This window comes from Streptomyces sp. NPDC007991, assembly GCF_042958445.1.
In the GTDB taxonomy this organism is placed as follows: domain Bacteria; phylum Actinomycetota; class Actinomycetes; order Streptomycetales; family Streptomycetaceae; genus Streptomyces.
In genome coordinates this window covers 250,523-273,176 of the sequence record NZ_JBIBJD010000008.1, presented here as the reverse complement: position 1 = coordinate 273,176, position 22,654 = coordinate 250,523, and the positions used below count along the sequence as shown (strand labels likewise).

The window sequence follows — 22,654 nt, the reverse complement described above, 5'->3', positions numbered from 1 at the left end:
ACAGCAGCGAACAGATGCCAGGCTCATGACAGTCCATGATCGAGTCAAGAGCGCCCGAACGACACGCCAAAGCCGGTGCCGACCACCCAAGTGGCGGCCGGCACCGGCTTCTTGACGGATGGTGGGATCAGCCCACGAGATGGTCGGCGAGGTCCTCGGAGAGGTTGGCCTCCGTGCCCGGGATGCCCAGGTCGGAGGCGCGCTTGTCGGCCATGGCCAGCAGGCGGCGGATCCGGCCGGCGACGGCGTCCTTGGTCAGCGGCGGGTCGGCGAGCGCGCCGAGCTCCTCCAGGGAGGCCTGCTTGTGCTCCATGCGCAGCCGGCCGGCCGCGGCGAGGTGCTCGGGGACGTCCTCGCCGAGGATCTCCAGCGCGCGCTGCACACGGGCACCGGCGGCGACGGCCGCGCGGGCGGAGCGGCGCAGGTTGGCGTCGTCGAAGTTGGCGAGCCGGTTCGCCGTGGCGCGCACCTCGCGGCGCATCCGGCGCTCCTCCCAGGCCAGCACCGACTCATGGGCGCCGAGGCGGGTGAGCAGGGCGCCGATCGCGTCGCCGTCGCGGACGACGACCCGGTCCACGCCGCGCACCTCGCGGGCCTTGGCGCCGATCGACAGGCGGCGGGCGGCGCCGACCAGGGCGAGCGCGGCCTCCGGGCCCGGGCAGGTCACCTCCAGGGAGGAGGAGCGGCCGGGCTCGGTGAGCGAGCCGTGCGCCAGGAAGGCGCCCCGCCAGGCGGCCTCGGCGTCGCAGGTGGCCCCCGAGACCACCTGCGGGGGCAGGCCGCGGATCGGGCGGCCCCGCCCGTCGACCAGGCCGGTCTGGCGGGCCAGCTGGTCACCGCCCGCGACGACGCGCACCACGTAGCGCGAGCCGCGGCGCAGTCCGCCCGGTGCCATCACGATCAGCTCCGAGCTGTGGCCGAAGATCTCCAGGATGTCCCGCTTGAGGCGGCGGGCCGCCATCGCCGTGTCCAGCTCAGCCTCGATCACGATCCGACCGCTCACCAGGTGAAGGCCGCCGGCGAACCGCAGAATGGCGGAGACCTCCGCCTTTCTGCAGCAGGTCCGGGTGACGGGGAGCCGGGAGATCTCGTCCTTCACCGCTGCCGTCATCGCCATGGGCCGATCCTTCCATGCATCCGAAAAATACGGTCGTACGCGGCGGCCAACAGCTCCGGGTCGTGCCTCGGGGTCCCGTCTGGCCGGGCCACCGGCGCCAGCTCGACCGCGGCCCCGAACCGCTTGGCGGCATCGGTCAGCAAGTCGCGGTCGGGCACGGCGGCCTCGTCGGCCAGCACCACGTCCAGGGCGAGTTTAGGGGCGTGTCGTCCCAAAACCTCCAAATGACGCTGCGGAGAGAAGCCCTCGGTTTCTCCGGGCTGCGGGGCGAGGTTCAGGGAGAGTACCCGGCGGGCCTTGGTCTGCGTGAGCGCGTCCAGCAGCTCGGGCACGAGCAGGTGCGGGATGACCGAGGAGAACCAGGAGCCGGGGCCGAGCACCACCCAGTCCGCGTCCAGGACGGCCTGGACCGCCTCGGGGACGGCCGGCGGGTCGTGCGGCACGACCTGCACGGACTGCACCTCGCCCGGGGTGAGGGCGACGGTGGCCTGGCCGCGGACCGTGTCCACCTCGTCCGGGCGGGCCGGGTCGTGGCCCTTGACCAGTGCCTGGAGCTCCAGCGGGACGGCGGACATGGGCAGCACGCGGCCCTGTGCGCCGAGCAGCCGTCCGACCAGGTCGAGGGCCTGGACGTGGTCGCCGAGCTGCTCCCACAGGGCGACGATCAGCAGGTTGCCGACCGCGTGCTCGTGCAGCTCGCCCTTGGACTGGAAGCGGTGCTGGATGACGCGCGCCCAGGTCTGGCCCCAGTCGTCGTCACCGCAGAGCGCGGCCAGTGCCTTGCGCAGGTCGCCGGGCGGCAGCACGCCCAGCTCGTCGCGCAGCCGGCCGCTGGAGCCGCCGTCGTCGGCCACGGTGACGACGGCGGTGAGGTCGCCGGTGATCCGGCGCAGCGCGGCGAGCGAGGCGGACAGGCCCATGCCGCCGCCGAGGGCGACGACCTTGGGCTGGGTGCCCCGGCGGCGGGGTCTGCCGCCCCGGGCCTCGGCGGGCCGGCCGCCCCTTGCGTCGGTGCTGCCGTCGGGCACCACCCGGCGCAGCCGGCTCAGCCGCGGAGTACGTCGTGTCATTCGCGTCCCATGTCCCGGTGTACGACCACCGTCTCCACGCCCTCGGCGGCGAGCCGGGCCGCGAGCTTCTCCGACATGGCGACCGAGCGGTGCTTGCCGCCCGTGCAGCCCACGGCGATGGTCACGTAGCGCTTGCCCTCACGGCGGTAGCCGGTGGCGACGAGCTGCAGGAGCTCCGTGTACCGGTCGAGGAACTCCTTGGCGCCGGGCTGGTTGAAGACGTAACCCGACACCTCCTCGTTGAGGCCCGTGTACGGGCGCAGCTCCGGGACCCAGTGCGGGTTCGGCAGGAAGCGGCAGTCGACGACCAGGTCGGCGTCGACCGGCAGCCCGTACTTGTAGCCGAAGGACATGACCGTGGCCCGCAGCTCCGGCTCCTCCTCGCCGGCGAACTGGGCGTCCATCTTGGCGCGCAGCTCGTGCACGTTGAGGCTGGAGGTGTCGATGACCAGGTCGGCGTCGCCGCGCAGCTCGCGCAGCAGCTCGCGCTCGGCGGCGATGCCGTCGACGATCCGGCCGTCGCCCTGGAGGGGGTGCGGGCGGCGCACCGACTCGAAGCGGCGCACCAGGGCCTCGTCGGAGGACTCCAGGAAGACGATCCTCCGGGTGACGTTCTTCGCCTCCAGGTCGGCGAGGGACTCGCGGAGGTTGTCGAAGAAGCGACGGCCGCGGACGTCGACGACGACGGCGATCCGGGCCACATTGCCCTGGGAGCGGGCGCCGAGCTCCACCATGGTGGGGATCAGCGCGGGCGGCAGGTTGTCGACGACGAACCAGCCGAGGTCCTCCAGACACTTCGCGGCCGTCGACCGGCCGGCCCCGGACATGCCGGAGATGATCACCAGCTCGGGGATGGCCGCGTCCGGGGCTCCGGCCTTGTCGTTGGTCGTGCCCGTACTCACCTGTGCTCCGTCTCCGGCTTGCTTTTCTTGCCCGTCGTGCTCGTTCACATTCATGTCTCCTGCCCCCGTCGTTCGTCCGGGGCGCCCGTCCGTACGGGCTCCCCACCGGAACCCATGGTGCCGGGTTCCTCCTCCATGATCTCTCCAGTCGCCGTGTTGACGGCGGGTGCGGCCGGGGCCGCCTGGGCGAGGGCCACCGCGATGGTCTCGGCGGTCTTGCGGCCTATGCCGGGAACCTCGCAGATCTGGTCGATGGTGGCGGACCGCAGTTTCTTCAACGAACCGAAGTGCTTCAGGAGTGCCTGCTTGCGCGTGTCCCCAAGGCCGGGGACGTCGTCCAGGGGGCTGGACCGGAAGCGCTTGGACCGCTTGGTGCGCTGGTAGCTGATCGCGAAGCGGTGGGCCTCGTCGCGGACCCGCTGGAGCAGGTACAGGCCCTCGCTGGTGCGGGGCAGGACCACCGGGTCGTCGTCGCCGGGCAGCCAGACCTCCTCCAGGCGCTTGGCGAGGCCGCACACGGCGATGTCGTCGATCCCGAGGTCGTCCAGGGCCCGCTGGGCGGCCGCGACCTGGGGGGCGCCGCCGTCGACGACGACGAGCTGCGGCGGGTAGGCGAACTTTCTCGGGCGGCCGTCGTCCTCGGTGAGACTCGTTCCGATGGTCTCGCCGGTCTCGTCCTTCTCAGTGGTCTCGCCGTCCGCCCACTCGCCCGTCTTCTCCTTCTCGGCGAGGTAGCGGCGGAAGCGGCGGGTGATCACCTCGTGCATGGAGCGGACGTCGTCCTGTCCGGCGAAGCCCTTGATCTGGAAGCGCCGGTACTCGCTCTTGCGGGCCAGGCCGTCCTCGAAGACGACCATGGAGGCCACCACGTCGTCGCCCTGGAGGTGGGAGATGTCGTAGCACTCGATCCGCAGCGGGGCGCTGTCCAGGTCGAGGGCGTCGGAGATCTCTTCCAGGGCGCGCGAGCGCGTGGTCAGGTCGGAGGCGCGCTTGGTCTTGTGCAGGACGAGCGCCTGCTGGGCGTTGCGCTGCACCGTCTCCATGAGGGCCTTCTTGTCGCCGCGCTGCGGGACGCGCAGGGAGACGCCCGAGCCGCGCCGGGCGGCGAGCCACTCCTGGACGGGCTCCACGGGGTCGGGCAGGGCGGGGACGAGGACCTCCTTGGGGACGGCGTCGCCCGTCTCCTCGCCGTACAGCTGCTGGAGGGCGTGCTCCACGAGGGCGCCGGTGGTGATCTCCTCCACCTTGTCCGTGACCCAGCCGCGCTGGCCGCGCACGCGTCCGCCGCGCACGTGGAAGATCTGGACGGCCGCCTCCAGCTCGTCCTCGGCGACCGCGATCAGGTCGGCGTCGGTCGCGTCGGCGAGCACGACCGCGTTCTTCTCCATGGCCTTCTTCAGGGCCTCGATGTCGTCGCGCAGCCGGGCCGCCCGCTCGTACTCCAGCTCCTCGGCCGCCTCGCCCATCTGCTTCTCCAGGCGGCGGATGTATGTGGCCGTGCGGCCGGTCATGAAGTCGCAGAACTCGTCTGCCAGTTCGCGGTGTTCCTCGGCGGAGACCCGGTTCACGCACGGGGCGGAGCACTTGCCGATGTAGCCGAGGAGGCAGGGGCGGCCCGTCCGGGCGGCGTTCTTGAAGACGCCGGCCGAGCAGGTGCGCACGGGGAAGACGCGCAGCAGCAGGTCGACCGTGTCGCGGATCGCCCACGCGTGCGCGTACGGCCCGAAGTAGCGGACGCCCTTCTTCTTGTGACCGCGCATCACCTGCACGCGCGGGTACTCCTCGTTCATCGTCACCGCGAGGTACGGGTAGCTCTTGTCGTCGCGGTATTTGACGTTGAACCGGGGGTCGTACTCCTTGATCCACGAGTACTCCAGCTGGAGCGCCTCGACCTCCGTGGACACCACCGTCCACTCCACGGACGCGGCCGTGGTGACCATGGAGCGGGTGCGCGGGTGCAGGCCCGCCAGGTCCTGGAAGTAGTTCGCCAGGCGCTGGCGCAGGCTTTTCGCCTTTCCGACGTAGATCACCCGGCGGTGCTCGTCACGGAACCTGTAGACCCCCGGCGAGTCGGGGATCTCACCCGGTTTGGGGCGGTAGCTGGAGGGGTCGGCCATGTCTCACACCCTACTGGCGAGCACCGACAGTCCGACGGGACGGCGGGAGACGATCACGGCCTCGGCGAGGGGCAGTTTCCAACGGCATGCCCCGCCCGGGGTTACGGCACGCCGGGAGCGGGAATGCAGGCTTCCCACGGGGACACGGCGACGTCCGGCGGACGCAGGCCGTGTCGGGGCAGGCAGGTTGTCGGTGCGGACCGGCCGTTTCGGTGCGAAGCGGGCGGGCCACGGTCGGAGGGCTGCGCAGATGAAGCGGATGCGGATCGAGAAGACCCGGCGGGCCGTCCGTGCCCGTCGGTACGCGGACGAACGGTTCGCGCTGCACGACGCCCTCGACCCTCGCGACCCCGACATAGTGCGGGCCAAGCGGCTGGCCGTCGGGGAACGGGGCGGGAGCGACCGCTCGTAGACGAACGCCGGACACACCGGATACGCCGGCCTCGGCACGGGCCGGTGACGCCGTCGGCACAGACCGCCCGGGGCACCACGCCCCGGGCGGTCGCATGTCCGGACGGCGGGCCTGGCCGGGAGTACGTCACGTCACTGTCCGGCATCAAGTGTTGTCGGGACCAGGTCAACACGCTTCAATGCGGAGGAACTCGGGACCCCTGAACGACGGCGTACGGATGTGAAGACCTCCCCTGCGCCGGCGGGACGGTCCCGGGCGGCCCGCGCGAACGGTCTGACCAGCCGTCGCCGACTCACAGAGAGGCCCCTGCATGCCGCACGCCCCACAGCACGCGGACGTCGCCACCGCGGAACTGGACTCGGTTCTGCGCGGCGGCCCCTTCCACGTCGCCCTGCGTGCCGCGATCGCCGCCCGCGGGCTGCCGCTGCAGCGCGTGCAGCACCATCTGTCCCGCCACGGGGTGAAGGTCGGCGTCACCAGCCTGAGTTACTGGCAGCAGGGGGCCAGGCGCCCGCAGCGCCCCGAGTCGCTGCGGGCCGTGCGCGCGCTGGAGGAGATCCTGGAGCTTCCCGAGGAGTCGCTCATCCGGCTGCTCGCCGAGCCCGGCGAAGGCCCGTCCGGGCCGCGGTCCGCGGCCCGCTCCTACCGCTCCCTCGTCGAGGCCTCCGGGGTCCTGGACCAGCTGCTGGCCGAGCTGGACTGCCCGCCCGACGGCGGTCTGCACACCCTGGGGCACCACGAGCGGCTGCGGATCGGGGCGCGGCGCGAGCTGGCCGAGCGGGAGTCGCACCACATCGTGCGCGCCCATCGGGACGGCGTCGACCGCTTCGTGGCCGTCCACCACGGCGACCGGGGAGCCGCACCGGAGCGCATGAGGGTGCACGCACTGGAGAACTGCCGCACGGGACGCGTCCGTTGGCACCGTGACACGGGCGTGCTGGCGGCCGAGTTGCTCTTCGACACCGGGCTGCGGGCCGGCGACACGTTCCTGTTCCGCTACGGCGTCGAGGACGGCACGGCGGGTGTGTCGCACGAGTACCTCCGCGGCTTCGACTCCCCCGGCGGCCAGTACGCACTCCAGGTCCGCTTCGACGCGGCGGCCCTCCCTGCGCGCTGCCACCGTTTCGCGCAGCACTCGGCGGCGGCCCCGCGCACCGGATGCCAGGACCTGGCACTGAGCGCACGGCACCGGTCGGTGCACCTGGTCGAGCCGCGGGTGCGCACCGGGTTCCTGGGGATCGGCTGGGACTGGGAGTAGCCGCCCCGGGGGCGGCTGCTCCGGTTCGCCGCCCTTCTCTCTGCCGCCCTCCGCCCTCTGCTCTTCTGCCCCTGCTTGCTTCCCTTCGGATCGACGTAAACGCTTGCGTAAGCGTTTACGTCTGCCTGTGGATGCGATACGTTCCCGGCAGGACCTGACAGAGGAGGCGGGAGCAGCATGGCGACCATGGCCGACGTGGCGCGGAGCGCCGGAGTCTCCGTGGCGACGGTCTCACACGTCCTGAACGACACCCGGCCGGTGCTCCCGCACACCCGCCAGGCGGTCCTGGACGCCGTGGAGGAGCTCGGCTACACCACGAACACGCTGGCCCGGTCCCTGGTGACGGCCCGTACCCGGTCCATCGGGCTGGCGGTGTCGGCGATCAGCAACCCGTACTTCACGGAGATCCTCCAGGGCGTCGAGGCCGCCGCCCTGGAGCAGGGCTACAGCCTCCTGATCGCCGATCCGCACGACGACCCGGAGCACGAGCGCACGGTCGTCCAGCTGCTGCACGAGCGCCGGGTGGACGGCATGATCGTCGCGCCCTCCGCGGATCCGCGCGGACTGCTCGCCTACCTGGGGCGGCACGACGTACCGGCCGTGTTCCTCGACCGGCTGGTCGACACCCCGGACGGCGGACCGCGCTTCGACCAGGTCTGCGCCGACAACGCCGAACCGACGTCCCGGCTGGTCACCCACCTCGCCGGTCTCGGTCACCGGCGGATCGGGCTGGTGGCGGGGCGGCCGGGACTCAGCACCACGAGCGAACGGATCACCGGCTACCGGACCGGCCTCGCGTTCGGGGGACTTCCCTACGACGAACGGCTCCTGGTGCACGGCGACTCGGAGTCGGCCGGTGCCGAACAGGTCACCGCCGCCCTGCTGTCCCTGGCCGTGCCGCCCACCGCGCTGGTCACGGGCAACAACGCCATGACCATCGGGGCGCTGCGTGCCCTGCGTGCCCACGGCCTGTCCGTGCCCGGCGACATCGCGCTGTGCTGCTTCGACGACTTCGCCTGGGCGGATCTGTTCTCGCCCCGGCTGACCGCGATCGCGCAGCCCAGCAGGGACATCGGCGCCCAGGCCGTACGTGTGCTCCTGGAGCGCCTCGCCGAGCCGGACCGGCCCGCCCGGACCGTGCGGCTCCCCTGCACCTTCGTCCACCGCACGTCGTGCGGCTGCCCCGAGGAGCCGGGGCACTCCGTGCGGTTCGAGCAGCCTGAGCAGTCCGCGCAGCCCGCGCAGCCCGAGAGAGGAACCGTCGCATGATCGTCGTCGCCGGTGAGGCCCTGATCGACCTGGTCCCGCGGGGCACGGGTGCCCTGGCGGCACTCCAGCCGGCGCTCGGCGGCGGCCCGTACAACACGGCGGTCGCGCTGGGCCGCCTCGGCTCGCCGGCCGCCTTCTGCTCCCGGGTGTCGTACGACGCCTTCGGGGAGGCCCTGCTGGACCGACTGCGGGAGACCGGGGTGGACGTGTCGTCGGTGCAGCGTGGCTCCGAGCCCACGACCCTCGCCGTCGCCACGGTCGGGGCGGACGGTTCGGCGGCGTACTCCTTCTACGTCGACGGGACGGCGGACCGGCTGTTCACTGCCCCCTCCGCGCTGCCGCCCGGCACCCGGGCCGTCTCCTTCGGGACCTGCTCGCTGGTGCTGGAGCCGGGGGCGAGCGCGTACGAGGAGCTGATGCGTGCGGCGGCCGCGCAGGGCGTGTTCACCGCGCTGGACCCGAACATCAGGGCCGGGCTGATCCCGGACGCGGACGCCTACCGGGCGCGGTTCAAGAGCTGGCTGCCGTCGGTGTCGCTGCTGAAGCTGTCCGAGGAGGACGCCCGGTGGCTCGGCGGTACGCCCCAGGAGTGGCTGGCGGCCGGCCCGGCCGCGGTCGTGATCACCCGGGGCGGCGACGGGCTGACCGCCTTCACCGCCGGCGGAGAGTACACGGTGCCGGGTGAGCGGGTGGAGGTCGTGGACACGATCGGCGCCGGCGACACGGTGAACGCGGCGCTGCTGCACGGGCTCGCGGCACGCGACGCGCTCAGCGCGCAGGCGCTGGCCGCGCTGGGGCACGACGGCTGGACCGGGCTGCTGGGCTTCGCGGCCCGTGCGGCGGCGATCACCTGCTCCCGCGCCGGGGCGGAACCGCCGTACGCGCACGAGCTGGAAGGCTGACACCTCGCGCGATCAGGGCGACGACAGGGAACGCGTCCCGCGCGCGTCGCTCAGCCGGCCGCCCCGACCGCCCGCAGCGCGCCGGGGCGGCGGCCGTTGAGACGGTCCAGGGCGGCGGCCGTGGCGTCGTCCGCGGGCAGGTGGACGATCACGCGCTGGCCCTCGTCGGGCAGCGCGAACGTCTCGTGCAGCAGACGCAGCGATCCGGCCTGAGGGTGCTCGATGTGCTGGGAGCCCGTCCGCCGCGGCGTCACGGCCAGGTCGGCGAACCGGTCGGCGAAGTCCGCCCCCGCCGTCACCGACAGTTCGTCGGCCAGTTCGACGACGTACGGATCCCGCAGCGGGACCTCGTGCCGGAGCTGGGCGACCAGGTCGTCGGCCACGCGGTCCCAGTCGCGGTAGGCGCTGCGGGCCCGCTCGTCGGTGAACACGTAGCGGAGCAGGTTGGGAGGCTCGTCGTCCAGCAGGCCGAGGGGGCCGGCCAGCCGCTCGTATCCCGCGGTGTGGGCGAGGACGTCGCCGATCCAGTTGACCACCAGTGCGGGAGCCGGCTCCAGGTGGTCCAGCACGGCCCGTACGGTGGGGCGTGCCGTGCGGGCGAGCGACGGGGCCGCCGCGCAGATCAGCGGGTCGCCGCCGTCCGCCTCCTTGGTCAGGCGGCGCAGCAGCATCCGGTCCACGAGAGACAGCTTCAGGGCGTCGGCGAGGGCGCCGAGCACCTGGGCGGAGGGGTGGCGGTCGCGCCCCTGCTCCAGCCGGGTGAGGTACTCGACGCTGATGCCCGCGAGCGTGGCCAGCTCGGCGCGGCGCAGGCCCGGGGTGCGGCGGCGCGGGCCGGTGGGCAGACCCACCTCGGCGGGGCTGACGGCTTCCCGCCAGGTGCGCAGGAACGTGCCCAACTCGTTGGCACTCACCTTGTTTTCGCTCGCCTTGTTGTCGCTCACCCGCCGAACGTACCCTTCCCGCGCGCGGGGAGGGTGTCCCTGCCACTACCAGGCTCAGGCCGGTCTCCCTCACGGGCCGCGCACCCCTCAGGGTGGAGGCCATGACGAATGACACCGCTACCGCCGCTTCCGCCACCGCTCTGCCGCTGGCCCCGGGACACTGGGCCCTGGACCCGTTCCACTCCTCCGTGGGCTTCACCGTCCGCCACCTGGGCATCGCCAAGGTGCGGGGGCGCTTCGAGCGGCTGGAGGCCGACCTGTTCGTCGGGGAGCGCGTCGAGGACGTGCGGGTCTCGGCGACCGTCGATCTGGCCTCGATCGACACCGGCAACGCCGACCGGGACGCGCATGTCCGCGCCTCCGACCTGCTCGACGTCGAGAAGCGCCCGACGATGACGTACCGCTCGACACGTGTGTCGGGTGCGGGCGAGGACTGGACGATGGAGGGCGAGCTGACCATCGGCGAGGTGACCCGCCCGGTGACGCTCGCCGTGGAGTTCGGCGGGCTGGTCGATGTGCCCATGGACGGCAGCCGGCATGCCGGGTTCGAGGCGACGGGTGAGATCCGGCGCAGCGAGTTCGGGCTGGACTTCGCTCCGGGTCTGCTCGGGGAAGTCGTGAAGATCCAGCTCGACATGCAGTTCGTGGAGCCGAAGAAGGCCTGATCAGCACGCGAACGCGCGGTGCCCCACAGGGAGTTCCCCGTGGGGCACCGCGCGTATCGGCGGGAGTGGTCAGCCCTTGGCCGTCCGGGTCGTCTTCTTCGCGGCCGTCTTCGTGGACTTGGCGACTGTCTTCTTGGCGGCGGTGCTGTCGACCGTCCCTGTGGCGGTCTTCTTCGCCCTGGTCTGTGCCGGGACCGTCTTCTTCGCCGCCGTCTTGCGCGGTGCCTTCACCGAGGACGCGTCACTGATCCGGTCGGCGCCGAGGACCTCGCGCAGGAACTTGCCGGTGTGGCTGGCCGGGACCGCGGCGACCTCCTCGGGCGTGCCCTCGGCGACCACCAGACCGCCGCCGGCGCCGCCTTCGGGACCCATGTCGACGATCCAGTCGGCGGTCTTGATCACGTCGAGGTTGTGCTCGATGACGATGACCGTGTTGCCCTTGTCGACCAGTCCGGACAGGACCGTCAGCAGCTTGCTGATGTCCTCGAAGTGCAGACCGGTGGTCGGCTCGTCGAGGACGTAGACCGTGCGGCCGGTGGAGCGGCGCTGGAGCTCGCTGGCGAGCTTGACGCGCTGGGCCTCACCGCCGGACAGGGTGGTCGCGGACTGGCCGAGCCGGACGTAGCCGAGGCCGACGTCCTTGAGGGTCTTCATGTGGCGGGAGATCGCGGGGACCGCCTCGAAGAACTCCGTGGCCTCCTCGATCGGCATGTTCAGGACGTCGGCGATGGACTTGCCCTTGTAGTGGACCTCCAGGGTCTCCCGGTTGTACCGGGCGCCGTGGCACACCTCGCACGGGACGTAGACGTCCGGGAGGAAGTTCATCTCGATCTTGATCGTGCCGTCGCCCGCGCAGTTCTCGCAGCGGCCGCCCTTGACGTTGAAGGAGAAGCGGCCGGGCATGTAGCCGCGGACCTTCGCCTCGGTGGTCTCGGCGAACAGCTTGCGGATGTGGTCGAAGACGCCGGTGTACGTCGCCGGGTTGGAGCGCGGGGTGCGGCCGATGGGCGACTGGTCCACGTGCACGACCTTGTCGACGAGGTCGTCGCCGTCCACGCGCGTGTGCCGCCCCGGTACGTTCCTCGCGCCGTTCAGCTCGCGGGCCAGGTGCGTGTACAGGATGTCGTTGACCAGGGTCGACTTGCCGGAGCCGGACACGCCGGTGACGGCGGTGAACACGCCCAGCGGGAAGGAGACGTCGATGTCCTGGAGGTTGTTCTCCCGGGCGCCGTGCACCGTGAGCTGCCGGGACGGGTCGATCGGGCGCCGGATGCCGGGCAGCGGGATGGCCTTCTTGCCGGACAGGTACTGACCGGTCTGCGACTCGGCGTTGGCGAGCAGTTCCTCGAGGGAGCCGCTGTGCACGACCTTGCCGCCGTGCTCACCGGCGCCGGGGCCGATGTCGACGACCCAGTCGGCGGTCTTGATGGTGTCCTCGTCGTGCTCGACGACGATGAGCGTGTTGCCCATGTCGCGCAGCCGGACCAGAGTCTCGATCAGCCGGTGGTTGTCGCGCTGGTGCAGGCCGATGGACGGCTCGTCGAGGACGTAGAGCACGCCGACGAGGCCGGAGCCGATCTGGGTGGCCAGGCGGATGCGCTGGGCCTCGCCGCCGGACAGCGTGCCGGCCGCGCGGTTGAGGGAGAGGTAGTCCAGGCCGACGTCGACGAGGAACCGCAGCCGCTCGTTGACCTCCTTCAGGACGCGCTCGGCGATCTTCTTGTCGCGGGCGCTGAGCTTCAGCTCCCGCAGGAAGTCCGCGCAGTCGCTGATCGACATCGCGGAGACCTCCGCGATGGACTTGTCCATGATCGTGACCGCGAGGACGATCGGCTTCAGGCGCGTGCCCTCGCAGGTCGGGCAGGGCACTTCGCGCATATAGCCCTCGAAGCGCTCACGGCTGGCGTCGCTCTCGGCCTCGCTGTGCCGGCGCTTGACGAACGGGACAGCGCCCTCGAAGGCCGTGGTGTACCGGCGCTCGCGCCCGTAGCGGTTGCGGTAGCGGACCTCGACCTGGGTCTTGTGGCCGTGCAGCAGGGCCTTCCTGGCGCGCAGCGGCAGGCCCGCGAAGGGGATGTCCGTACGGAAGCCCAGAGCGTCGGCCAGGGCGCCGATGAGGCGGCCGAAGTAGTCCTTGGTGTGGCCGTGCGACCAGGGGTGGATGGCGCCCTCGTCCAGGCTCTTGTCCGGGTCCGGGACGATCAGCTCCGGGTCGACCTCCATGCGCGTGCCGATGCCGGAGCAGTCGGGGCAGGCGCCGAAGGGCGAGTTGAAGGAGAAGGAGCGCGGCTCCAGCTCCTCGAAGGACAGGTCGTCGTACGCGCAGTACAGATGCTCCGAGTACATGCGCTCGCGCTCGGGGTCGTCCTCGGGGAGGTCGACGAAGTCGAGCACGATCATGCCGCCGGACAGGCCGAGGGCGGTCTCGACGGAGTCGGTGAGGCGGCGCTTGGCGCTGTCCTTCACCGTGAGGCGGTCGACGACCACCTCGATGGTGTGCTTCTCCTGCTTCTTCAGCGTCGGCGGGTTCGACAGCTGGATGGTCTCGCCGTCGACCCGCGCGCGGGAGTAGCCCTTGGTCTGGAGGTCGGCGAAGAGGTCGACGAACTCGCCCTTGCGCTCGCGCACCAGCGGCGACAGCACCTGGAAGCGGCTGCCCTCGGGCAGCTCCAGGACCTTGTCGACGATGGCCTGCGGCGACTGGCGTGTGATCGGGCGGCCGCACTCGGGGCAGTGCGGCTTGCCGATGCGTGCGAAGAGCAGCCTCAGGTAGTCGTAGACCTCGGTGATGGTGCCGACCGTGGAGCGCGGGTTGCGCGAGGTCGACTTCTGGTCGATGGAGACGGCCGGGGACAGGCCCTCGATGAAGTCGACGTCCGGCTTGTCCATCTGGCCGAGGAACTGCCGGGCGTAGGAGGACAGCGATTCCACGTAGCGCCGCTGTCCCTCGGCGAAGATGGTGTCGAAGGCCAGCGAGGACTTGCCCGACCCCGACAGGCCCGTGAAGACGATGAGCGAGTCGCGCGGGAGGTCGAGCGAGACGTTCTTGAGATTGTGCTCGCGCGCTCCACGAACGATGAGACGGTCGGCCACGCCGGTCCGCACCTTTCTTGAGAGAAGTGACAGGGGCGGGGCCCCCGTGCTTTCTCAGACTAGAGGGAGCCACTGACAACGCCGGTCGGATTCACGGGTTGCCAACAAACCCCGGCTTTCCAGCATGCCCGACGTCACGTCCGACCCTATAGCACGCGCATTCGATTACCGGCACTGCTTCACCACCTTCACCCGAAGGTGTGGCGGAGCTAGGGTCAGCACCATGATTGATCACGGTCATGACCTGGCGTCTGTGCACACCGCTACGGAACGGCTGCTCCTCGCAGTCGGCAAACTGGACAACGCCGCTGTGACGCAGCCGTCACGGCTTCCCGGCTGGACCCGGGGCCATGTGCTGGCCCACCTCGCCCGCAACGCGGACGCCCTCGTGAACGTCCTCGAAGGCCGTCCCATGTACGTCTCCGGCGAGGCCCGGGACGCCGACATCGAGCGGGACGCCCCGCGCCCCCTCGACGTCCACCTCGCCGACCTGCGCGAGAGCGCGGCCCGCTTCCAGGATGCCGGGGCCGCTCCGGCGGACTGGTCGCGCACGGTGGAGCTGCGCAACGGGGTCACGGACTCCGCGTCCCGGGTGCCGTTCCGGCGGTGGGTGGAGGTGGAGCTGCATCACGTGGACCTGGGGATCGGATACGAGCTGGAGGACCTGCCGGGGGACTTCACACAGCGGGAGATCGCCTTCCTCGCCGACCGGTTCGCCGGGCATCCCGACGTACCGCCCACGCGTCTCACGGACGGCACGCGTGCGTGGAGCACCGGACGGGAGACCGACGACGGACCCGAGGTGACCGTCACCGGCTCCCCGGCGGGCCTGCTGGGCTGGCTCGCCGGCCGCCGTGCGGGAGCCGCGCTGACGGTGGACGGCGGCGCCCTTCCGGCACTGCCCCCGCTGTAGGATCCGGGCCGCTCCCCCGCTATAGGCTGGCGTTCATGACGTACAGCGGACAGGTGACGGTCGGCGGACCTGCCGACGTGCACGAGCTCAAAGACCTGATGATCACCAAGATCGCGGTCGGTCCGATGAACAACAACGCCTATCTGCTGCGCTGCCGGGCCACGGACGAGCAGTTGCTGATCGACGCCGCCAACGAGGCGGAGACGCTGCTCGGCATGATCGGTGACGACGGCATCGCGTCCGTCGTCACCACCCACCGCCACGGCGACCACTGGCAGGCGCTCGCCGAGGTCGTGGCGGCCACGGGCGCGCGCACGTACGCGGGCCGGGACGACGCCGACGGAATCCCGGTGCCGACCGACGTGCTGGTGGACGACGGCGACGCCATCCGGGTGGGGCATGTGGAACTCACCGCGCGCCATCTGGTCGGGCACACGCCCGGTTCGATCGCCCTCGTCTACGACGACCCTCACGGTCATCCCCATGTGTTCACCGGGGACTGCCTCTTCCCCGGCGGTGTGGGCAACACTCACCAGGATCCCAAGGCGTTCGCCAGCCTCATCCACGATGTGGAGACCAAGATCTTCGGTGTCCTCCCGGACGAGACGTGGGTCTACCCGGGGCACGGCAACGACACCTCGCTGGGCGCGGAACGTCCGCAGTTGCCGGAGTGGCACGCGCGGGGGTGGTGAGGACCTCGCGGGGCGCCCGCGCGTGACGCGGTGGACCGCGCACGCGCCCCGTGTGAATCATTCGCACACGCCGGTGGCGTACGCGCGCTCCCGACGCGGGTAGTTGCGCAGTCAACTGATAGCAGCCCCGCGCAGGATGACGGCTCCTGGGCGGATGGGCCGCCGGCCTGTCGATCCCCGCCCTCGGCCGGCGGCCCCGGCGAACGCCGAACTCGACGCCTGCCACGGAGCGTTCACAAGAACGCAACGCCCGCTCCCACGATGCGAGCAGATGTCGTCGTGACCTCGACAAACTGGACCGTCGGCTGCCAATCTCGCGCCATGCATCCTGCCTCGCGTGCCCCGCGCCGCGCTGCCGCCGCCGTCACCGTCGCCCTGCTCGCCGCCGCCGTCGGCTGTGCACCGCAGCCCGAGGAGCCCGCGGCCGGTACGTCCTCGGCCGGAAACTCGTGCGCGAAGGGCGAGTTGGACACCCGGACCGCCGGCAAGCTGACGATCGCCACCGACGAACCCGCCTACGAACCGTGGTTCGAAGGCGACGACCCCGCGAGCGGCAAGGGCTTCGAGTCGGCGGTCGCCTACGCCGTGGCCCGGCAACTCGGCTACGGCAAGGACAAGGTCGTCTGGCAGACCGTCCCGTTCAACAAGGCTTTCGCGCCCGGTGAGAAGACGTTCGACTTCGACATCAACCAGGTGTCCGTCAGCGACGAGCGCAGGAAGGCCGTGGACTTCTCGTCCGGCTACTACGACGTCCGCCAGGCCGTCGTCGCCCTGAAGGGCTCCAGGGCGGCGAAGGCGAAGAGCGTCGCGGACCTGAAGGACGTGAAGCTGGGCGCGCAGGTCGGCACCACCAGCCTCGACTACATCGACGACGTGGTGCGACCCACGCGTGCGGCCGCCGTGTTCGGCAAGAACGACCAGGCCAAGTCCGCGCTGAAGAACGGCCAGGTCGACGCCATCGTCGTGGACCTGCCGACCGCCTTCTACATCACCGGGGCCGAAATCACGGACGCGACGATCGTCGGCCAGTTCGAGAACCAGGGCGGTGCGCCGGAGCAGTTCGGACTCGTGCTCGACAAGGGCAGCGCGCTCACCTCCTGCGTCTCGCGGGCCGTGGACGCGCTGCGCGGGGACGGCACGCTCGCGCGGATCGAGCAGCAGTGGCTGTCGGACGCCGTCGACGCTCCGGTGCTCAAGTGACGGTGGACAAGGAGGAGCCGGCGGTGGGCTCCGGCGAACGCGACACGCGGGACGCCTATGTGCCCTCGCAGCGGCGTCTGGACCGTGAGCGCCACAAGCGCGCCCGCGCCCGGCGCGCCACGGCGATCGGCGCGCTCTCGACGCTCGTCACCGCTGCGGTCCTCTACCTGGTCGTCGTCAACGCCCCGGGGTGGCCGCGCACCAAGGAGACGTTCTTCGACCGAGAGTACGCGCGCGAGGCGTTCGGGAAGGTCCTCGAAGGGCTGTGGCTGAACGTCCGGCTGCTGCTGGTCTGCGGAGCCGCGGTGCTCGTCCTCGGCATGCTGATCGCCGTGGCCCGTACGCTGCGCGGCCCCGTGTTCTTCCCGCTGCGCGTCCTGGCCGCCGCGTACACGGACTTCTTCCGGGGGCTGCCGCTGATCATCAACCTGATGATCGTGGTCCTCGGCGTCCCGGCACTGCGGCTCCAGGGCGTGACCGTCGACCCGGTGCTCCTCGGCGGCACCGCGCTCACCCTGACGTACTCGGCGTACGTCGCCGAGGTGTTCCGGGCCGGCATCGAGTCCGTGCACCCCTCGCAGCGCGCCGCGGCCCGCTCCCTCGGGCTCAGCAACCGGCAGGCGCTGCGGTACGTGGTGCTGCCCCAGGCGGTGCGCCGTCAGGTGCCGCCGCTGCTGAACGACCTGGTGTCGCTGCAGAAGGACACCGGGCTGGTCTCGATCGGGGGCGCGGTGGACGCCGTACGGGCCGCCGACATCATCGTGGGCCGCAGCCTCAACTACACGCCGTACATCGTCGCGGGTCTGGTCTTCGTCGCGCTGACCATCCCCATGACCCGCTTCACGGACTGGGTGACGGCGCGGATGGACCGCCGGCGCGCCCAGGGAGGAATCACATGAGCGACGCGCCCGACGCTCCCGTGCTGCGCATGGAGGCCGTCCGCAAGTCCTTCGGCGGCTCGCTCGTCCTGCGGGACGTCGACCTGGAAGTCGCGCCGCACACGGTCACCGCGCTGATCGGCGCCTCCGGCTCCGGCAAGTCGACGCTGCTGCGGTGCGCGAACCTGCTGGAGGAGATCGACGACGGGGCGATCTGGCTGGACGGCGAGGAGATCACCGACCCGCGCGCCGACCAGGACGCCGTGCGCCGCCGGATCGGCGTGGTCTTCCAGGCGTACAACCTCTTCCCGCACCTGACCGTGCTGGAGAACATCACGCTCGCGCCGCGCCGCGTGCACGGCGTGCCCCGCTCCGAGGCCGAGGCACGCGCGCGTGAACTGCTGGAACGGCTCGGGCTCGGCGGGAAGGCGGGCGAGTACCCGGACCGGCTGAGCGGCGGACAGCAACAGCGCGTGGCGATCGTCCGCGCCCTGGCCGTACGCCCCCGGCTGCTGCTGCTCGACGAGATCACCGCCGCCCTCGATCCCGAGCTGGTGGGCGAGGTCCTCACCGTGGTCCGCGGCCTGAAGCACGAGGGCATGACCATGGTGCTGGCCACGCACGAGATGGGCTTCGCGCGGGAGGTCGCCGACCAGGTGTGCTTCCTGGAGGGCGGTGTGGTGCTGGAACGCGGCACCGCCGAGCAGGTCTTCGGCGAACCGCGCCAGGAGCGCACGCGGCGCTTTCTGCGGCGGATCGTGCAGGCGGGGCGGTTGTGATCGCGACGGCGGGCACGGTCGCGGAAGACCTCAGGCGTCGGTGCGCCCCGCCCGTTCAGGCCTCGGCGTGCCCCGCCCCGGCCAGCGCCGCGACCCGTTCCACGCCGAAGACGTAGCCCTGCACCCCGCATCCCGCGATGACCCCGTCGGCGCGCAGCGAGACGTAGGAGTGGTGCCGGAACGACTCACGCTTGTGGATGTTGGAGATGTGGACCTCCACCACAGGCATGCCGTCACAGGTGTTGAGGGCGTCAAGGATCGCGACGGAGGTGTGCGAGTAGGCCCCCGGGTTGATCACGATGCCGCAGTGGTTCAGCCGCGCCTCGTGGATCCAGTCCACCAGCTCGCCCTCGTGGTTGGACTGGCGGAAGTCGACCGTGCCGCCGTGCGCGGCCGCCGCCTTGGCGCACAGGGCCTCGACGTCGGCGAGTGTGTCGGAGCCGTAGATCTCCGGCTGACGCTGGCCGAGCAGATTCAGGTTGGGGCCGTTGAGGATCATGATCGGGGCGTTGGCCAGGGTGCGGGGCACGGTTCCTCCGGTCCGTTCGGGGTCGGGCGGCCCGTGGCGGACCGCTGCTCGGACCCGGTTTATCACGGTGCGCCGGCGGACCGCCGGGCCGTAACCTCCCGGCATGACGAGCCTCTCCTACCCGCCCAAGCCGTCCCCCGGTGACCGCATCGCCGTGCTCTCGCCCTCGTCCGGCCTGCCGGGGCTCTTCCCGCTCCCCTACGAGCTGGGCCTGGAGCGGCTGCGCGAGGAGTACGGGCTGGAGCCGGTCGAGTACCCGGCGACCCGCCGGATGGGCTCCTCGCCCCAGGAGCGGGCCGACGACATCCACGCGGCCTTCGCCGACCCGGACATCAAGGCGGTCATCGCGTCGATCGGCGGGGACGACCAGATCACCGTGCTGCCGCTGCTGGACCGGGAGTTGATCCGGGCCAACCCCAAGCCGTTCTTCGGGATGAGCGACAACACGAACCTGCTCGCCTACCTCCACAACAGCGGCATCGTCGCCTTTCACGGGGCGAGTGTGATGTGCGAGCTGGGCCGTCCGGGGGCCATGCACCCGCAGACGGCCGAGTCCCTGCGCGCCGCCCTGTTCACCTCCGGCCCGTACGAGCTGCGGCCCGCCGAGCGGTGGCGTGACGTCGACCGGGACTGGGCGGACCCGGCGACCTTCGAGGCGGAGCCGGAGACCCGGCCCGGGACCGGCTGGACCTGGGTCGACGCCGACCGCGTGGTGGAGGGCCGCAGTTGGGGCGGATGCCTGGAGATCGTCGGCCGGCTGCTGATGGCCGACCGCGAGATCGCACACGACCTGTCCGAGTACGACGGTGGTGTGCTGCTCCTGGAGACCTCGGAGGACATGCCGAGCGCCACGGAGGTCTTCCGCACCCTTCGCAACATGGGCGAACGCGGGCTGCTCCAGCGCTTCTCGGCCCTCCTGACGGGCCGCCCGAAGACCTGGTCCTTCGAGCGGCCCAACAGCCCGGAGCAGGCCGCTCGTCACGCGTCCGACCAGCGGGAGGCCGTGCTGCGCGCCATGCGTGCCTACGCACCCGACACCATGATCGTCTTCGACGTGGACTTCGGGCACACCGATCCGCAACTGGTGATCCCGTACGGCGGCACCGTGCGCGTGGACGGACCGGCCCGGCGCATCACGGTCACGTACTGAGGGCCCCCGGGGCCTCCGCACGCCCCCGTAACCCGCCGTCACGGTGGGTAGTTGAGGCGGCATGCACGACGAACGCTCCGTAAGGGCACCTTCCATGCCGCGCCTCGCGGCCGCCTCGCTCGCCGGCACGGCCATCGAGTTCTACGACTTCTTCGTCTACGGCACCGCGGCGGCCCTCGTCCTGGGGCCGCTGTTCTTCCCGACCTTCTCGCCGGTGGCGGGGACGCTGGCCGCCTTCGCCACCTTCGGCGTGGGCTTCATCGCGCGGCCGCTGGGGTCGGTGCTGTTCGGGCACATCGGGGACCGGCACGGGCGGCGGCCGGTCCTCGTCGCCTCCCTGCTGCTGACCGGTGCCTCCACGGTCGCGGTCGGCTGTGTGCCGACGTACGGAACGATCGGCGTGGTCGCTCCGCTGCTGCTCCTGGTGCTGCGTTTCCTCCAAGGGCTGGGGCTCGGCGGGGAGTGGGGCGGGGCGGTGCTGCTGACGGTGGAGCACGCGCCCGCCGGGCGGCGGGGCCTGTGGTCGAGCTTTCCGCAGGTCGGGCCCGCGCTGGGGTTCCTGCTCGCCAACGGTGTGGTGCTGGGGCTCTCGGCGACGCTGTCCGAGGGGCAGTTCGCCTCATGGGGGTGGCGGGTGCCGTTCTGGGCGGCGGGGGTGCTGGCCGCCGTGGGGCTGTGGCTGCGCTCGTCGCTCGCCGAGAGCCCCAGCTTCCTGGAAATCGACGACCACGCGCGCGTGCCGCTCGTCGAGGTCCTGCGCGACCACTGGCGGCTTCTGCTGCTGACCGGCGGGGCGCTCGCCATCGGCTACGCGATCTTCTACGCCGTGACGACCTGGTCGCTCGCCTACGGGACGGAGCGGCTCGGGGTGAGCCGGAGCGTCATGCTGACCTGCATCATGGGCGCCGTGCTCGTGAAGGGCGTGCTCACGCCGCTGGTGGCGCTGCTGGGGGACCGGTACGGCCGGCGTCCCCTGTGCCTGGCCGGATGTGCGGCCGCCGCCCTGTGGATGTTCCCGATGGTCGCGCTCCTCGCCACCGGCGCGCCGCTGCCGATGTTCCTCGGCTTCCTCGGGGCGATGCTCGCGTTCATCACGATGTTCGCCGTGATCGCCGCGTATCTGCCGGAGTTGTACGCGCCACGGGTGCGCTGCACGGGCGCCGCCGTCGGCTACAACCTCGGCGGGGTCATCGGGGGCGCGCTCACGCCGATCGTGGCGACGACGCTGGCCGAGCAGGGCGGGCGGGTGCCCTGGGGCGTGGCCGCGTATCTGACGGCGGTGGCACTGCTGAGCCTGGGGTGCTTCGCGCTGCTGCCGGAGACGCGTCCGGTGCCGGTGACGGCGGCTGCGGAGCCGGCTTCGGGGTGACGTCCGTGATGGTGCGGGTAAACGCTTGCGTGAGCGTTTACCCGTGGACGGCGCGGACGCGTGGTCGGCTGACGGCTTTGACGGCAGACGGCAGACGGCTTTGACGGGTACGAACTTCATGGCACCTCCAGCCGGCCACGGCGCTCCCGGGCCGGGGAACGCGCTCAAGGACAAACAAGCACCGGGACCGGTGGCCGGCGAATTGCCGGCCACCGGTCCCGGTGATGGTTGTTCGCGCGTCCGACGTGGTCAGACGTCGATGCTGTCCTTCGGAGCGCCTCCGCTCTGCGCCTGCGCCGCCTCGGCCGCCGCCTGCTTCTTCGAAGCCCGCAGACTGGTGATCGTGGTGACGATCAGGACGGCGCAGATCACGCCGAGCGAGACCGGAATGCTGATCTCGGGCACGTGCACCCCGGACTCGTGCAGCGCGTGCAGCACCAGCTTCACGCCGATGAAGCCCAGGATGATCGACAGGCCGTAGCTGAGGTGCACCAGCTTCTTCAGCAGACCGCCGATGAGGAAGTACAGCTGGCGCAGACCCATCAGGGCGAAGGCGTTGGCCGTGAAGACGATGTACGGGTCCTGCGTCAGGCCGAAGATCGCGGGGATGGAGTCGAGCGCGAACAGCACGTCCGTGGTGCCGATCGCGAGCATCACGACCAGCATCGGGGTCATGACCCGCTTGCCGTTCTCCTGGATCCACAGCTTGGTGCCGTGGTAGCGGTCCGCCACACCGAAGCGGCGCTCGGCGGCCTTGAGGAGCTTGTTCTCCTCCCAGTCCTCGTCCTCCTCGTCCGCCCGGGCCTCCTGGATGAGCTTCCAGGCGGTCCAGATCAGGAAGGCGCCGAAGATGTAGAAGACCCAGGAGAAGCTGGCGAGGATCGCGGCACCCGCGGCGATGAAGATGGCCCGCAGGACCAGGGCTATGAGGACACCGATCAGGAGCACGCGCTGCTGGTACTGCGACGGCACCGCGAACTTCGCCATGATCAGGACGAAGACGAAGAGGTTGTCGACGCTCAGCGACTTCTCGGTGATGAAGCCCGCGAAGAACTCGCCGGCGGGCTGGCCGCCGCCGAACACCAGCAGACCGAGCCCGAAGAGCGCGGCGAGGACGATCCAGACGACCGTCCAGATCCCGGCTTCCTTGATCGATACGTCGTGCGGCTTGCGGCCGATGAAGAAGTCGACCGCGATCAGGGCGGCGAGCCCCACGATGGTCAGGACCCATAGGGTCACGGAAACATCCACTGCGCCTCCGGCAGTCGTAACGGCAAATGTCAGCGTCGTCGCTGCCGGAGGTCTCTTCCACCCAAGGATGGGCCGACGCCCCGGGATCTGGCCTGATCCGTATTGACGGGTACGCCGCAGCAGACAGGGAGTACTCCCCTCCGT

Annotated in this window: 20 protein-coding genes; 12 read left to right on the top strand and 8 right to left on the bottom strand. The window is 71.2% G+C overall.

Annotated features, from left to right (window positions below; translation table 11 throughout):
* Window positions 1-127 precede the first annotated feature (127 nt).
* From whiA to uvrC, 4 genes are read right to left on the bottom strand one after another with little or no spacing between them, the layout of a single operon-like run.
* Window positions 128-1,117, bottom strand: coding sequence for a DNA-binding protein WhiA (gene whiA, locus ACFZDA_RS24410; protein ID WP_391085312.1), 990 nt, complete (start codon window positions 1,115-1,117; stop codon window positions 128-130).
* Window positions 1,108-2,187 (bottom strand): uridine diphosphate-N-acetylglucosamine-binding protein YvcK, encoded by a 1,080-nt coding sequence (gene yvcK / locus ACFZDA_RS24405; RefSeq protein ID WP_391085311.1) that lies wholly within the window; start codon window positions 2,185-2,187, stop codon window positions 1,108-1,110. Before yvcK ends, whiA begins: the two co-directional genes overlap by 10 nt.
* The gene (gene rapZ, locus ACFZDA_RS24400; protein WP_391085308.1) at window positions 2,184-3,143 is read right to left on the bottom strand and encodes an RNase adapter RapZ; all 960 of its coding nucleotides are present in this window, start codon (window positions 3,141-3,143) and stop codon (window positions 2,184-2,186) included. Before rapZ ends, yvcK begins: the two co-directional genes overlap by 4 nt.
* The gene (gene uvrC, locus ACFZDA_RS24395; protein WP_391085305.1) at window positions 3,140-5,206 is read right to left on the bottom strand and encodes an excinuclease ABC subunit UvrC; all 2,067 of its coding nucleotides are present in this window, start codon (window positions 5,204-5,206) and stop codon (window positions 3,140-3,142) included. Before uvrC ends, rapZ begins: the two co-directional genes overlap by 4 nt.
* 250 nt (window positions 5,207-5,456) lie before the next feature.
* Here uvrC and ACFZDA_RS24390 point away from each other — a divergent pair, with 250 nt between their 5' ends.
* From ACFZDA_RS24390 to ACFZDA_RS24375, 4 genes are all read left to right on the top strand, one after another.
* Complete coding sequence (locus tag ACFZDA_RS24390) at window positions 5,457-5,618, top strand: hypothetical protein (RefSeq protein WP_391085303.1); 162 nt, start codon at window positions 5,457-5,459, stop codon at window positions 5,616-5,618.
* A gap of 310 nt (window positions 5,619-5,928) precedes the next feature.
* Window positions 5,929-6,876, top strand: a complete 948-nt coding sequence (locus ACFZDA_RS24385; RefSeq protein ID WP_391085300.1) for a hypothetical protein — start codon at window positions 5,929-5,931, stop codon at window positions 6,874-6,876.
* 177 nt (window positions 6,877-7,053) lie between these two features.
* Window positions 7,054-8,145, top strand: coding sequence for a substrate-binding domain-containing protein (locus tag ACFZDA_RS24380; protein ID WP_391085296.1), 1,092 nt, complete (start codon window positions 7,054-7,056; stop codon window positions 8,143-8,145).
* A complete protein-coding gene (locus tag ACFZDA_RS24375) occupies window positions 8,142-9,047 on the top strand; it encodes a PfkB family carbohydrate kinase (RefSeq protein ID WP_391085294.1) in 906 nt (301 codons plus the stop codon). The genes ACFZDA_RS24380 and ACFZDA_RS24375 overlap by 4 nt, the downstream gene beginning before the upstream one ends.
* A gap of 50 nt (window positions 9,048-9,097) precedes the next feature.
* Here ACFZDA_RS24375 and ACFZDA_RS24370 read toward each other — a convergent pair whose 3' ends face one another.
* Window positions 9,098-9,961 (bottom strand): helix-turn-helix domain-containing protein, encoded by an 864-nt coding sequence (locus ACFZDA_RS24370; protein WP_391085736.1) that lies wholly within the window; start codon window positions 9,959-9,961, stop codon window positions 9,098-9,100.
* A 131-nt stretch (window positions 9,962-10,092) separates the two neighbouring features.
* On the opposite strand from ACFZDA_RS24370, the gene ACFZDA_RS24365 reads away from it, so the two are divergent.
* A complete protein-coding gene (locus ACFZDA_RS24365) occupies window positions 10,093-10,656 on the top strand; it encodes a YceI family protein (protein ID WP_391085291.1) in 564 nt (187 codons plus the stop codon).
* Between the two features lie 69 nt (window positions 10,657-10,725).
* On the opposite strand, the gene uvrA is transcribed toward ACFZDA_RS24365, so the two are convergent.
* Window positions 10,726-13,749 carry an excinuclease ABC subunit UvrA gene (gene uvrA / locus ACFZDA_RS24360; protein WP_391085288.1) on the bottom strand — a complete coding sequence of 1,008 codons (3,024 nt, stop codon included), beginning with the start codon at window positions 13,747-13,749 and terminating at the stop codon, window positions 10,726-10,728.
* Window positions 13,750-13,972: 223 nt separating this feature from the next.
* On the opposite strand from uvrA, the gene ACFZDA_RS24355 reads away from it, so the two are divergent.
* The 5 genes from ACFZDA_RS24355 (at window position 13,973) to ACFZDA_RS24335 (ending at window position 18,211) form a co-directional block, all read left to right on the top strand.
* A complete protein-coding gene (locus ACFZDA_RS24355; protein WP_391085285.1) occupies window positions 13,973-14,662 on the top strand; it encodes a maleylpyruvate isomerase family mycothiol-dependent enzyme in 690 nt (229 codons plus the stop codon).
* Window positions 14,663-14,697: 35 nt separating this feature from the next.
* Window positions 14,698-15,354: an MBL fold metallo-hydrolase gene (locus ACFZDA_RS24350; RefSeq protein ID WP_391085282.1), complete on the top strand. Its 657-nt coding sequence runs from the start codon at window positions 14,698-14,700 to the stop codon at window positions 15,352-15,354.
* A 321-nt stretch (window positions 15,355-15,675) separates the two neighbouring features.
* On the top strand, window positions 15,676-16,554 hold the full coding sequence (locus tag ACFZDA_RS24345) for a transporter substrate-binding domain-containing protein (RefSeq protein ID WP_391085279.1): 879 nt from the start codon (window positions 15,676-15,678) through the stop codon (window positions 16,552-16,554).
* The gene (locus ACFZDA_RS24340; protein WP_391085277.1) at window positions 16,551-17,453 is read left to right on the top strand and encodes an ABC transporter permease subunit; all 903 of its coding nucleotides are present in this window, start codon (window positions 16,551-16,553) and stop codon (window positions 17,451-17,453) included. Before ACFZDA_RS24345 ends, ACFZDA_RS24340 begins: the two co-directional genes overlap by 4 nt.
* Window positions 17,450-18,211, top strand: a complete 762-nt coding sequence (locus ACFZDA_RS24335) for an ATP-binding cassette domain-containing protein (protein ID WP_391085274.1) — start codon at window positions 17,450-17,452, stop codon at window positions 18,209-18,211. The genes ACFZDA_RS24340 and ACFZDA_RS24335 overlap by 4 nt, the downstream gene beginning before the upstream one ends.
* 55 nt (window positions 18,212-18,266) lie before the next feature.
* Here the strand turns inward: ACFZDA_RS24335 and aroQ are convergent, their stop codons facing one another.
* Entirely contained in the window at window positions 18,267-18,740 is a 474-nt protein-coding gene (gene aroQ / locus ACFZDA_RS24330; protein ID WP_391085271.1) for a type II 3-dehydroquinate dehydratase, read from the bottom strand.
* 103 nt (window positions 18,741-18,843) lie between these two features.
* Here aroQ and ACFZDA_RS24325 point away from each other — a divergent pair, with 103 nt between their 5' ends.
* Complete coding sequence (locus tag ACFZDA_RS24325; RefSeq protein WP_391085268.1) at window positions 18,844-19,890, top strand: LD-carboxypeptidase; 1,047 nt, start codon at window positions 18,844-18,846, stop codon at window positions 19,888-19,890.
* A 94-nt stretch (window positions 19,891-19,984) separates the two neighbouring features.
* Window positions 19,985-21,259 (top strand): MFS transporter, encoded by a 1,275-nt coding sequence (locus tag ACFZDA_RS24320; protein WP_391085265.1) that lies wholly within the window; start codon window positions 19,985-19,987, stop codon window positions 21,257-21,259.
* A 249-nt stretch (window positions 21,260-21,508) separates the two neighbouring features.
* On the opposite strand, the gene ACFZDA_RS24315 is transcribed toward ACFZDA_RS24320, so the two are convergent.
* Window positions 21,509-22,510: a TerC/Alx family metal homeostasis membrane protein gene (locus tag ACFZDA_RS24315; RefSeq protein WP_391085262.1), complete on the bottom strand. Its 1,002-nt coding sequence runs from the start codon at window positions 22,508-22,510 to the stop codon at window positions 21,509-21,511.
* Window positions 22,511-22,654 lie beyond the last annotated feature (144 nt).